At 62.3% G+C, this 11,798-nt stretch carries 10 protein-coding genes and 1 pseudogene; 8 read left to right on the forward strand and 3 right to left on the reverse strand.

Features of this window, described 5'->3' with window-relative positions:
- Positions 1-94 precede the first annotated feature (94 nt).
- The 5 genes from B3H86_RS03400 (at position 95) to mnmA (ending at position 5,539) form a co-directional block, all read left to right on the forward strand.
- Positions 95-1,555 (forward strand): flagellar hook-length control protein FliK, encoded by a 1,461-nt coding sequence (locus B3H86_RS03400; protein WP_292051170.1) that lies wholly within the window; start codon positions 95-97, stop codon positions 1,553-1,555.
- Positions 1,556-1,559: 4 nt separating this feature from the next.
- The gene (locus B3H86_RS03405; RefSeq protein WP_292051171.1) at positions 1,560-2,318 is read left to right on the forward strand and encodes a flagellar hook assembly protein FlgD; all 759 of its coding nucleotides are present in this window, start codon (positions 1,560-1,562) and stop codon (positions 2,316-2,318) included.
- Positions 2,319-2,330: 12 nt separating this feature from the next.
- Positions 2,331-3,725 carry a flagellar hook protein FlgE gene (locus B3H86_RS03410; protein WP_292051172.1) on the forward strand — a complete coding sequence of 465 codons (1,395 nt, stop codon included), beginning with the start codon at positions 2,331-2,333 and terminating at the stop codon, positions 3,723-3,725.
- A gap of 191 nt (positions 3,726-3,916) precedes the next feature.
- Positions 3,917-4,201, forward strand: a complete 285-nt coding sequence (locus B3H86_RS03415; protein WP_292051173.1) for a DUF1153 domain-containing protein — start codon at positions 3,917-3,919, stop codon at positions 4,199-4,201.
- A 174-nt stretch (positions 4,202-4,375) separates the two neighbouring features.
- Positions 4,376-5,539 carry a tRNA 2-thiouridine(34) synthase MnmA gene (gene mnmA / locus B3H86_RS03420; RefSeq protein WP_292051182.1) on the forward strand — a complete coding sequence of 388 codons (1,164 nt, stop codon included), beginning with the start codon at positions 4,376-4,378 and terminating at the stop codon, positions 5,537-5,539.
- Positions 5,540-5,586: 47 nt separating this feature from the next.
- Here mnmA and B3H86_RS03425 read toward each other — a convergent pair whose 3' ends face one another.
- Together B3H86_RS03425 and B3H86_RS03430 are read right to left on the reverse strand one after the other, a co-directional pair.
- Positions 5,587-7,362, reverse strand: coding sequence for a diguanylate cyclase (locus tag B3H86_RS03425; protein WP_292051174.1), 1,776 nt, complete (start codon positions 7,360-7,362; stop codon positions 5,587-5,589).
- 366 nt (positions 7,363-7,728) lie between these two features.
- On the reverse strand, positions 7,729-8,220 hold the full coding sequence (locus B3H86_RS03430) for a winged helix-turn-helix transcriptional regulator (RefSeq protein ID WP_292051175.1): 492 nt from the start codon (positions 8,218-8,220) through the stop codon (positions 7,729-7,731).
- A gap of 107 nt (positions 8,221-8,327) precedes the next feature.
- On the opposite strand from B3H86_RS03430, the gene B3H86_RS03435 reads away from it, so the two are divergent.
- The 3 genes from B3H86_RS03435 (at position 8,328) to eco (ending at position 11,014) form a co-directional block, all read left to right on the forward strand.
- Complete coding sequence (locus B3H86_RS03435) at positions 8,328-9,188, forward strand: thioesterase family protein (RefSeq protein ID WP_292051176.1); 861 nt, start codon at positions 8,328-8,330, stop codon at positions 9,186-9,188.
- An 84-nt stretch (positions 9,189-9,272) separates the two neighbouring features.
- Positions 9,273-10,460, forward strand: a complete 1,188-nt coding sequence (locus tag B3H86_RS03440) for a thiolase family protein (RefSeq protein WP_292051177.1) — start codon at positions 9,273-9,275, stop codon at positions 10,458-10,460.
- Positions 10,461-10,507: 47 nt separating this feature from the next.
- A complete protein-coding gene (gene eco / locus B3H86_RS03445; RefSeq protein WP_292051178.1) occupies positions 10,508-11,014 on the forward strand; it encodes a serine protease inhibitor ecotin in 507 nt (168 codons plus the stop codon).
- Positions 11,015-11,222: 208 nt separating this feature from the next.
- Here eco and B3H86_RS03450 read toward each other — a convergent pair.
- A pseudogene (locus tag B3H86_RS03450) lies at positions 11,223-11,798 on the reverse strand (hypothetical protein); the annotation flags it as partial.

Here is an 11,798-nt window from a genome sequence, read left to right on the forward strand (position 1 = left end):
TTGCGACGGCAGGGTCGAATGTTCCGGCGCAGAAGACGCCACTCCACCCCAAACATCACGCTGGGCAATGTCCGCATCCGCAATCCTGTCTGTCATGACTGGTACCGCCCTGAATGGCGCGGTGATGACTGCTGCCTCCGACAGCGGCACCGATACGGATGCCGCCATGTCGGGTGCGTTCTCTGACATGCTGAACACGTTTGGGGCCAAGGAAGGCGGCGCTGAAACCGAAACGGATTCAGAGGCTTCGCCGGAAACCGCAAACCCGATGGGCCCGACTCCGGTCATCGCACCCCAGCCCGTCCCCACCCGTCTTGTGATGGACCTGCAGCTGACTGAAGATGCTGCGGCAGCCTTGGTGACGGACACGGATTTCGAGGGTGGGAAAGCCGGCAATGAACTGGCCTTTGCGCCGGTCGCCGTCCCTGCTTCGCCGTCTATGGACAGCTCCCGACCGCAGGCGGCAGAAGCTGCCGAGGCCGCAGCGAAGGCTGCTCCGACCGCCGGTTCGATGGCTTCGACTGATATCGATGCGCCGCTTGCGACCGATAGCGCTCCTGCGGAAATGACAAAGGCCGCACCTGCGATTGAAGTGCCGCGCCCCGATCTGCCCGAGCGCCTGCGCAATGTGCCGCGCAAGGAAGATCTGGGCCTGACAACACCTCCGTCGGATCCCCCCGCGCCGGAACAGGCTGAACTGACCGCCACGGATGCTGAGCCCATCGACGATGGCCTTGGCCGCGATGCGGAACGCCTTGCCGAGCGCCTGCCCCAACGTCCCGCAACCCTGCCGCAAGGCACGGTGACGCCCCTTCAGGTCGAGACCGCCCGCAAATATGCCGCCGATAGCCGTCTGGAAACGGACCTGGCCCAAGACATCAGCGGCGATACGGCTGGCAATGCCGCCATATCTACCGATGATGCTGCGCCCGATAACGGCTCCGGGTCGGACCAGCCCTCCAATAATGACCTCGCCAAGCCGGCGCTCGAGACCGCGATAGGCGTGGCCGCGACCGCGCCGGACGGCGAAGTGATGGAGGCCGACACCCAACGCGTCGAGCAGACACACATACCCGAGACCCACACAGCCGACAGCAAGGGCTCGTTGCTGTCGCAGGCCACGCTGCGCACGACGGCAGAACTGGCCGCGGCGATGATCCATCGACTGGGCCACCGCACCACGCGCTTTGACATGGTGCTGACCCCCGAGACCCTGGGCAATGTCGAGGTTTCGATCGAGGTCGGTCCGGACGGCCAGATGTCCGCGCGTCTGGCCTTCGACAACCCGCAGGCCGCGCAGGAAATGCGCGCCCGCGCCGATGAACTGCGTCGCCAACTGGCCGAAGCCGGTTTCGACGTCTCCGAAAAGTCACTGGAGTTCACCGACCGCGAAAGCGATCCGCGCGGTGGCTTCAACCAATTCCTGTCCGATGGCCGTTCGGGTCGCCGCGCCTTTGTCGGTGCCACCCGTCTGGCCGAATTGGCCGACACCCCCGTCGTGCCGGTCTGGACACCGCAACCCCATGCCCGCACGGGCGTGGATATGAAGGTCTGATCCTATGGTCGACGCTGTTTCCACAGTCGCCAATGCCGAGAGCAAGATCAGCGCGGGTAACACCAAGCTGTTCGACAATTTCGAGACCTTCCTGACCCTGCTGACGGCACAGCTGCGCAATCAGGACCCTCTGTCGCCGCTGGATTCCAACGAGTTCACCGCCCAGCTGACCCAGATGGCCGGTGTAGAGCAGCAACTGCTGACCAACGACCTGCTGAAAGGCATGATCGCGGCCCAGAACGGCAATGCCCTGGCCAATGCCGCCGCCTATATCGGCAAGGACGCGACCGCCATCTGGTCCACTTCGCGTCTGGAGGACGGCAAGGCCGAGTGGTCCTACGAACTGGCGACCAACGCCTCGTCGGTTTCGCTGGAAGTGCTGGATGCCAAGGGCCAGGTCGTCTGGCGCGGCGACGGTGCCAAGACCGGCGGCGTCCACGACTTCAACTGGGATGGCAAGACCACCGGCGGCGGCCAGCTGGATGACGGCGGCGTCTATTCGCTGCGCGTCACCGCCAAGGACGCGATGGGCAATGCCGTCGGCAGCCAGACCCTGATCCGTGGTCGGGTGACCTCCGTCGAGATGTACGACGGCATCCCCTACGTCACCATCGGCAAGTCGATCATGCCGCTGGAAACCCTGATTTCACTCGAGGAGCGGGCCGCAAGCACAACGCCGCCGCCCGCCGATGCCGAAGAAGACGATCCGTCCCTGCTCGGCACCCTCGCCAACGTCCTCAACCCTCTTTCGTATTTGTCCTAAGGAAACCCAGTCATGAGCATTAACGGCGCCATGTTGGCCGGGGTCTCCGGTCTGGCCGCGAACGCTGCGGCCTTGTCCTCGATCTCGCAGAACATCTCCAATGTGAACACGGTCGGCTACAAGCGTGTGGCCACCGAATTCTCCACTGTCGTGAACACCCAGTCGGCTGGCGTGTCCTATTCGGCTGGCGGTGTTAAGGCCAACACCCGCAACTTCATCAGTCAGGGTGGCCAGCTGCAACGCACCACCTCGTCCACCGACCTGGCTATCGGCGGCGACGGCTTCTTTGTCGTGACCGAAAAATCCGAAAACCTGACGCCGTCGGATGCGCGACTGTTCACCCGCGCCGGTGCCTTTACGGTCGACAAGCTGGGCTATCTGCAGAACACGGCGGGCTTCTACCTGCAAGGATGGCCGATTGACGGCGACGGCAATGCCAATATCGACCCGTCGGACATGAACCGCCTGACCTCGATCAACGTCGGCAAGGTCGGTGGCGCAGCCGAGCCGACCACGCGGGTCAGCCTGAACGCCAACCTGAAATCCTCGACCGACCCGCATCCCGATATCGCCACCTATACTGCCGGGGCCATGTCGTCCTACGCATTGGACCCGACGACTGGGCTCAAACCGGACTTCGAGATCACCGTGCCGGTATCCGATTCCAAGGGCGGTCAGCGCAACATCACCGTGGCCTTCCTGAAGAGCGAAACGGCCAATATGTGGTACGCCGAAATCCGTGCCCCGCAAGACACGGCAGACGGCGGTGGCACGCCTGCCAACCTGCTGAAGTCGGGTCAGGTGCTGTTCACTCAGGATGGCCGCTATGACATCGAAGGCATGCGTGCCCTCGGCACCGATGCCCTGTTCGATCCTGACAACCCCGTTCTGGAACTGGCCGCATCGGGCGGTACAGCGCCGAAGTGGGATGACTCTCTGGGTGTTGCGGCCCAGACCATCACCTTCGACCTGAACGCCTCGGCGGGCGGTCTGACCCAGTACGACAGCACCAGCTTCGTACAGGCGACCTACACCAATGGTACGGCCTTCGGTAACCTGACCGACATCCAGATCGACGCGAACGGCTATGTGACCGCCGTGTTCGACAACGGCGTGATGCGCCGTATCGCACAGGTGGCACTGGCGACCTTCCCGTCCACCAACAACCTGACCGAAGTTACCGGCAACGCCTTCCGCGTCAGCCAGGCCTCGGGCACGTTCAACCTGAAGGCACCGGGTACGGGCGGTGCGGGTCTGGTTGCGGCATCCCAGCTGGAAGCCTCGACCGTGGACCTCTCGACCGAGTTCACCAACCTGATCACGACCCAGCGCGCCTATTCGGCATCGTCCAAAATCATCACCACTGCGGACGAGATGCTGGCCGAACTGATCAACATTAAGCGGTGATTACAGCCGCGCTTAACCCAGTAAGTCCGCGTTAGTATTCGTAAACTGGGAGTTTCTGCGGTCGAAGCTTGGCCGCAGAATTACCCCCGATATTAGCCATTCCTTCACCACGACGCTTAAACTGGCCTTAGCGGGGGCTGGTCTAAAAAAGCAGTTCTGAGTGGTGATGGTGGTGAAAGAGGCATTAGCCCATGCTGCAAGAGCGACGCCTAAATAGTAACGGCGAACAATATGTGGTCGGCCCGACGGGTACGCCGCTGACGTTGCGCGACCTGCCCCCGGCGAACACCAATCGCTGGGTCATTCGTCGCAAGGCCGAAGTGGTTGCTGCTGTCCGTGGCGGATTGATCAGTCTGGAAGACGCCCTCGAACGTTACCGTCTGACGGCAGAGGAATTTGCCGCCTGGCAGAAGGCGATCGACAAATGGGGTATGCAAGGTCTGCGCACCACGCGCATCCAGAGCTATCGCGACTGATCCGTCAAAACACACGCCAATTTAGACAAAGGGCTGCCTCCGCAATGGAGCGGCCCTTTTTCATTTCTTGTACAGTGTAACCCGCTTGGCCTCGAAATCGTTCCGGTTAAGTCCTACATGGCGCGCATGACCATGACCGACGACCTGCTCTGCCCCGTTCCCGATATCGTGCCCATGTCGCCCGCCGACATGGAAGCAGCGATCGAGAGCGTGCGACAGGCCGTCGGCCTGCCCCTTGGCGCGCGTGTGGTCGCGGCCATGTCCGGCGGTGTGGATTCCACCGTCGTCGCCGCCCTGCTGCACAATGCGGGTTATGACGTGGTGGGCGTAACCCTTCAGCTTTACGACCACGGCGAGGCCCTGAAGAAAAAAGGTGCCTGCTGCGCGGGTCAGGATATCCACGACGCCCGTCTGGCCGCCGACACGATCGGCATCCCCCATTACGTCCTCGACTACGAAAGCCGTTTCAAGGACGCGGTGATCGACCAGTTCGCCGACTCCTACCTCAAGGGACAGACGCCGGTTCCCTGCATCCGCTGCAACCAGACCGTCAAATTCCGCGACCTGCTGGACGTGGCGCGTGATCTGGGTGCCGAAGCAATGGCGACGGGCCACTATGTCCGCCGCGCCATCGCCGGCAACCGCGCCCAGATGCGCAAGGCCATCGACCATTCGCGTGACCAGTCCTATTTCCTGTTCGCCACCACGCAGGAACAGCTGGACTATCTACGCTTCCCGCTGGCCGACCTTGAAAAGCCGCAGGTGCGCGGCGTGGCCGCCTCGCTGGGCCTGCGTATCGCCGCCAAGCCGGACAGCCAGGACATCTGTTTCGTGCCGACGGGCGACTATCGCACCCTGATCGACCGCCTGCGTCCGCAGGGGCGCGAGGCGGGCGACATCGTTCACATGGATGGCCGCGTGCTGGGCCGTCACAACGGCATCACCGACTACACCATCGGCCAGCGCCGCGGCCTGAACGTCGCCGTGGGCGAGCCGCTGTTCGTCATCAAGCTTAACCCCGAGCTGCGTCAGGTCATCGTCGGCCCGCGCGAAGCCCTGCTGACGGCCAGCCTGACGCTGGAAGAGATCAACTGGCTGGGCGACCAGCCGACCATCGAGGAAGCCGCACAGGACGGTGCCCCTGTCCTCGCCCGCGTCCGCTCGACACGCCAGCCCTCCCCCGCCCGTCTGGCCATGGTCGATGGCGAGGTGAAGGTGGTGTTCGATAAAGGCGAGGAAGGCGTGGCCCCCGGTCAGGCCTGCGTCCTCTATGACCCCGCGGACGACGAGCGCGTTCTGGGCGGCGGCTTCATCCAGTCCACCCAAGCGGTGCTCTAGTCATAAAAAAGGGGCTGCCCATCCGGCAGCCCCTTTTGGATTCCAGCCTAGGCCGTGTGCCCGACGATGCGGTTGCGCCCTGCGTGTTTGGCTTCGTACAGAGCCTTGTCCGCAGCGGCCAACAGGGCATCACCTGTCCGATCCATATTCGGTATCCACTCGGCGATACCGAACGACATGGTGATCTTGCCCAAGGGCTCACCGCGCAGTTCCGGTTCGGCCGCGGCAATGGCCAACCGCACAGCCTCCGTACGGCGCAGCAGATCTTCCTGACGGGTGCCGGGCGCGATGATCGTGAACTCTTCACCACCATAACGGCACACGATGTCACCATCGCGGAACTTTTCCTCCAGCGTGGCCGCCACCGCCTTGAGCACCGTATCGCCCGCATCATGCCCCTTCTGGTCATTGAAACGTTTGAAGTGGTCCACATCGCACATGACCACGCACAGGGGGGACTTCGCCCGTGCGGCACGGGCGATTTCCAGTGACAGCGCCTCCTGCATATAGCGGCGGTTGAACAGGCCCGTCAGCGGGTCACGGATCGTCTGTTCCTTGAGGTTGTCCTGCAGGCGACGGTTGACCATCGCCGAAGCGATATTTTCCGTCAGCATGGTCATGCGGAATTTCTGCTCTTCATCCAGCAGGCCATCCAGATGCAGCACACCGATAACCTCGCCCGCCGCCAGCAGTGGCTCGCAATGATAGACCGTCCTGTCCGGGGCGTGGGCACAGGTCACGTCCTTGCCTACGCCACTGATCCAATGGCTCTGGCCCCGGCGAAGCGCCCAGCATTCATCCTGAAGGAAGCTCTCGACCAGGAATGAGACTTCGCCCCAGCGCGATATCGCCACCAGGCGTTCACGCTTCTGGTCAAAGGCGTACAGGGCACCGGGCAGCCCCGGCAGAACACGCGGCACGAATATGCTGATCACCTCGGCCAGTTCCGTGTCCGAGCGCGTAGCCTGCATCCGGTGCGACATAGCCCCTAGCAGCTCGATCACATCGTTGCGGTCGCTCAGCGCCCGCGCACTGGTCAGCAGCTCTTCGTGTACGGCCTGCAGTTCATGCTTGCGCGCCTGACTTTCGCTGGCAGAGCGGGTGATGCTCTCGGCCATGCCGTTATAGCCCTTGGCCAAGCGCGCGAACTCGCGCGATCCCATGCGGGTATGGGTGCGCTGGCTGTAGTCGCCCGCACCGAACCGTGTCATGGCGTCGTCCAGAATGCTGATCGGACGGCGGATGCCATAGATGATCAGCACCGACACCAATGCCGAAAAGATAGCGATCAACGGCCCGCCGACCAGCGCCAGCGAACGCACTGTATGCAGGCGGCGCTGGGCCAGTTCCACACGTGTGCTCTGCAAGGTGCGCTCGGCCCCGACAAATTCGTTGGCCTTGACCTCCAGCTCGGTCATGGACGCCAGCCCGCTGCCGCTCTTGATCAGGTCGGTGGCCCTCTCGAAGTCACTGGCCCGTGCGGCGGAAATCACCTTCTGGGAATGAGAGTTCCACTCATCAAACAGGTTGCCGATAGCCTGGATACGGTCCTGTTGAAACGGATTGTCCTGCGTCAGCTCGCGGACCTTGGCGAGGGACTCATGCGCCTGCGCGAGTTCGACCTCATAGGTGCTTTCGAACGTGCTGTTCCGCGTCAGGACGTAACCGCGCTGGGCGGATTCCGCAGAGCGCAGTCCGGCCATCGTGGCGTCCATATTCCTCAGGACCATTCCCGAGTGCATCACCCAACGGAAACTCTCCTGGGTTTTGCGCGATGCATCCGCCACGCCGAGCACGAGCAGCAGGATCGACACAAAGATCATTATCCCGAGTGCTGCGATACGAGACGTGAGGGAGTTAAGCATCGGAAATCTCTATATAAACCGGGCAATACTCGCCCAGCACCTTTCCTGGCTGCCGCCGGAACGCGCCCTAGAGGACGCTTTATCGAAACCTAATCAAGATCGACCTTCGGCATTGTTAAAGAAACAAGCTTTGCCAAAAGCCCTGTATCGAAATGCGCGATAAAGCCAAAGGTTCGCTATACGACAATGGCACCGACAAAGACGGCATATCGTGCGCAGCCTTTGGTCTTTTTCAGAGACTTCGGGTCAGCGTTTCATGCCTGCCGTATCAGCACCCGAACTGATCGCTTTTCGAACAGCAGAGTTTGAAGGAGCTTTCGCCACTCAGGCCGCATCTTCCTCGGACAGCATGTCGCCAACGGTCGGGCGGTTGGTGTCGACCACGATTTCCACTTCACGCGGGCGGACGATCTCGTTGCAGCAACCACAGGCAATGCGCGGTATCAGGTCGTGGCCACAGCTGCGGTGGCGCAGGCGGATACCCGATGGCTGATCGTGGTAGACGTGTTTTTCGCCCCATGCATGCAGGGTGATCAGAACGCCGTACAGGTCTTTGCCCTTGGCCGTCAGGACATATTCGTTACGCGGCGGGCGCTCCGAATACAGGCGCTGCTCCAGCACGCCATGCTGAACCAGCATCTTGAGACGTGCGGCCAGCACATTGCGCGCCACCCCCAGACGTTCCTGCCATTGTTCGAACCGCGTCACGCCATTGAAAGCGTCACGGATGACCAGCATCGTCCAAGGATCACCGATGACTTCCAGTGCACCGGCGACCGAACAGCTTTGGCGTGAATAGTCGGCTGTGCGTCCCATAAGCCTAAAGTGACGTGACGGCAGAGTTTTGACAAGGGTTGCCAACAGCAACGGACACAGTAAGTTGCAATTAGAAACTCGTTATCCGCTTACGGCCTTACGACATCATGACCGATCCCATGCCCAGCCCCTCTGAAGACCTGATGGCCGATGCCATGACAATGCAGGCCGAGGGGGCCAATCGACGCCTTCTGGTGCGGCCCGAATTCTCCAACGCACCCAACAGCTTCCCTCCAGAGAAGGGCTTCCCGTTCGGTGGTCTGCTGGCGGCTGTCTGCGCCAAGACGATGAAGGAAGGTCTGGAAATCGATGCCCCCCTGCAATCGCTGACCGTTCAGTATCTGGCCGCTGCCCGCTTCGGAGAGGAGGTTTTGCTGGAGCCCCGCCTGATGCGGCAGGGACGCCAGATCACCTATGCCACCCTTACCGCGGCGCAGGGCGAACGCCTGACCCATTGTGCCAGTGCAACTTTCGGCATTGACGGAGAATGCGAAACGCCGCTGCACGACAGAAACAGGGTTCCCGATGATGTGCATACGCTGAGCGAGTCGGAACATATGAGCGGCCCATTCGCGCCCCGCTTTGCTAGCCAGATCGAATATCGTTTTGAGCGTGGCCCTAACATTTTCGGCGGCAATAAAGATCGCGCGCGTCGCGAAGGGGCCTGGATGCGTTTCCGCGATGGCCAACCTCTGGACGTCTATCGCCTCTGCTATCTGATGGATGCCCTTTACCCGCCCGCTTCAACGGCGTTCGAGCGGCCTGTGCTGATGACCACGGTCGATCTGCGTTATGACTTCATCACCCCGCCATCCGCGATGACCGCCCCCGACGGTTGGGCCTATGTCGAGTTCGATATGATCGACTTCGACCGTGACTGGACCGTGGACGATGTCAATGTATGGGGCGTGGACGGAACGCTTCTTTCTGTCGGACGCCAACGTCGCCGCGTCCTGAACAGGAAATAGTGTTCGCCGGCTGACTTGCATTGCGCGAACTTTCGCCCCTAATCACCCACCAACGCCGAAATCCTTTCTGGATGCTGTAACACCATGACCGCTTCTACCGACCCCGTTGTCATTTGCTCCTACGCCCGTACGCCGATGGGCGGTTTCCAGGGCGCGCTGTCGTCCGTGAAGTCAACCGCGCTGGGAAGCGCCGCGGTCAAGGCCGCCGTCGAGCGCGCCGGCGTCGCGCCCGAAAAGATCGAACAGATCTTCATGGGCTGCGTCCTTCCGGCGGGCCTCGGTCAGGCTCCGGCCCGTCAGGCTGCTCTGGGCGCAGGCCTGCCGCTGGGTGTCGAGGCCACCACCCTGAACAAGATGTGCGGCTCGGGCTTGCAAGCCGCCGTCATGGCGCACGACGCCCTGCTGGCCGGTTCGGCCAGCGTGATCGTGGCAGGCGGCATGGAATCGATGACCCAGGCCCCCTACCTGATGAACAAGCACCGTGGCGGTGCCCGCATCGGCCACGACACCATCATCGATTCCATGATGATGGACGGCCTGGAAGACGCCTATGAAGGCAAGGCTATGGGCGTGTTCGCCGAAGCTGCCGCCGAAAAATACGGCTTCACCCGCGAGGACATGGACGCCTACGCCATCGAAAGCCTGAACCGCGCCAAGGAAGCCATCGCCTCGGGTGCCTTCCAGAAGGAAATCGTTCCGGTCGAGATCGAAACCCGCAAGGGCACCGTCACCGTCGCGGAAGACGAACAGCCGGGCAAGGCCGACCCAAGCAAGATCCCGACCCTGCGCCCCGCCTTCATCAAGGATGGCCGCATCACCGCCGCCAACGCCTCGTCGATCTCGGACGGCGCCGCCGCCCTCGTCATGGCGCGTGAAAGCACGGCCAAGGCTCTGGGCCTGAACATCGTCGCCCGCGTCGTTTCGCACTCGGCCCACGCCCACGAACCGGGCCTGTTCACCACCGCCCCCGTTCCGGCCATGCAGAAGACCCTGCAAAAGGCGGGCTGGTCCGTCGATGACGTGGACCTGTGGGAAGTGAACGAAGCCTTTGCCGTCGTCGCCATGATCGCCCAGAAGGAACTGGGCATCGACCGCGCCAAGCTGAACGTCAACGGCGGTGCGACCGCTCTGGGCCACCCGATCGGTGCCTCTGGCGCGCGCATCATGGCGACCCTGCTGGCCGCCCTTGAAGCCCGCAACCTCAAGCGCGGTGTGGCATCGCTGTGCATCGGTGGTGGTGAAGCCGTGTCTATGGCTGTGGAACTGGTCTAACAAACCCGCGTTTATTTGGCATGGATTTGCAAAATAAGGCCTTAACCATGCGAAATATTGCCTTTGCATCATTGGCTGCGTTGGCTGTGACGGCCTGCGCTACGGCTCCTGTCGTAGCCCAGGCCCCTACCGCAACTGGTCAGGCTGCCGAGAATGCGAACGACCAGCTCAAAGCCTTCCCGGCTGCGACCGCCGGTCAAAAGCGCCACGTACTGACCGTTCCTGCGGTCCAGAACGAGGACGAGCTGAAGGTCGAGCTGATCATCGGCAAGACGCAACAGATCGACTGTAACAATCACGTGCTTGGTGGCGAGGTTCAGACCCGTACCGCCGAGGGTTGGGGTTACGACTACTATGTCGTGCCGCGTCTGGGCCCGGGTGCATCGACCCTGATGGGTTGCCCGAACAACTCGACGCGCGAGGCCTTTGTCACCATCCCGCAGCAGACGCTGGTCCGCTACAACTCGCGCCTGCCGATCGTGATCTACACGCCGGAAGATGCCGAGGTGCGTTACCGTATCTGGCGTGCAGGCGAGGTTCGCGGACTGAACTGAGACTGACTGCCTTCGATAACGCGAAGGTTCGGACGTCCCGAAGGGCGCAGGGGTTCATCCTCTGCGCCCTTTTTCATCAGGCGCGCCAACTGGGACATACCGACACCGAGAACAATCATCGCGACCTCCATTGTTGCGAATGATTTGCAAGATCATTCGACTCGCGATGATTCCTCAACCCTCAAAATCGGCACGCACAAAACCGTGATCAGCGAGGATCGACGGTTTGCCCGATCTGTTCGGCCAATGCGCCGCTTTGTCCCTCGGTCGCCATCAGCCAGATATGGATGTCGGCGGGCTGTTTATCTTCCCGGCGGAACAGATGCTCGACCGCCCTTCTGGCCGTACCGTCGGCCAGAATGATCGACGTGCGTCCCGCCACCGAGGCCTGTTCGCCATCATAGATCGGATAGTCCGAGCGCGGCCCCGCATAGATCATCAGCAAGGGCGTACCGGCACGGCTGACCGAGTAAATCTTGGCACCCGCCCCCGCAGGACGTTCAAAGATCTGCGCGCCCTTCAGGTCGATACGGAACGGCAGGGCCGCAATCGCCGCAGCATTCAGCGGGACCAGACGAACGGGCGGAGGGGCCGCAGGCTCGGCCTCGCCCACAGCCCCGATCTGCGCCGTCGCCGGTGCCGGTGCCGTAGTTGGTGCCGATGCCGGTGCCCCTGCTGACGAAGGCGAGGAAGCGGATGGCACCGCCGGACGCGGTGTTTGGGTCGATGGCAGCGCAGACGAAGGCGCGGGCGCGGACCGGGTCGCCGAAGCTGCGCCATTTTG

This window comes from Brevundimonas sp. UBA5866, assembly GCF_002432125.1.
Classification (GTDB): domain Bacteria; phylum Pseudomonadota; class Alphaproteobacteria; order Caulobacterales; family Caulobacteraceae; genus Brevundimonas.

What these genes read in the sequence shown, in the direction of transcription:
- B3H86_RS03440 (WP_292051177.1), top strand. Translation starts at nt 9,273, where the DNA reads ATGACCGCTTCTACCGACCCCGTTGTCATTTGCTCCTACGCCCGTACG.
- B3H86_RS03430 (WP_292051175.1), bottom strand. Translation starts at nt 8,220, where the DNA reads ATGGGACGCACAGCCGACTATTCACGCCAAAGCTGTTCGGTCGCCGGT.
- B3H86_RS03400 (WP_292051170.1), top strand. Translation starts at nt 95, where the DNA reads ATGACTGGTACCGCCCTGAATGGCGCGGTGATGACTGCTGCCTCCGAC.
- mnmA (WP_292051182.1), top strand. Translation starts at nt 4,376, where the DNA reads ATGTCGCCCGCCGACATGGAAGCAGCGATCGAGAGCGTGCGACAGGCC.
- B3H86_RS03415 (WP_292051173.1), top strand. Translation starts at nt 3,917, where the DNA reads ATGCTGCAAGAGCGACGCCTAAATAGTAACGGCGAACAATATGTGGTC.
- B3H86_RS03425 (WP_292051174.1), bottom strand. Translation starts at nt 7,362, where the DNA reads ATGATCTTTGTGTCGATCCTGCTGCTCGTGCTCGGCGTGGCGGATGCA.
- B3H86_RS03435 (WP_292051176.1), top strand. Translation starts at nt 8,328, where the DNA reads ATGACCGATCCCATGCCCAGCCCCTCTGAAGACCTGATGGCCGATGCC.
- B3H86_RS03405 (WP_292051171.1), top strand. Translation starts at nt 1,560, where the DNA reads ATGGTCGACGCTGTTTCCACAGTCGCCAATGCCGAGAGCAAGATCAGC.
- B3H86_RS03410 (WP_292051172.1), top strand. Translation starts at nt 2,331, where the DNA reads ATGAGCATTAACGGCGCCATGTTGGCCGGGGTCTCCGGTCTGGCCGCG.
- eco (WP_292051178.1), top strand. Translation starts at nt 10,508, where the DNA reads ATGCGAAATATTGCCTTTGCATCATTGGCTGCGTTGGCTGTGACGGCC.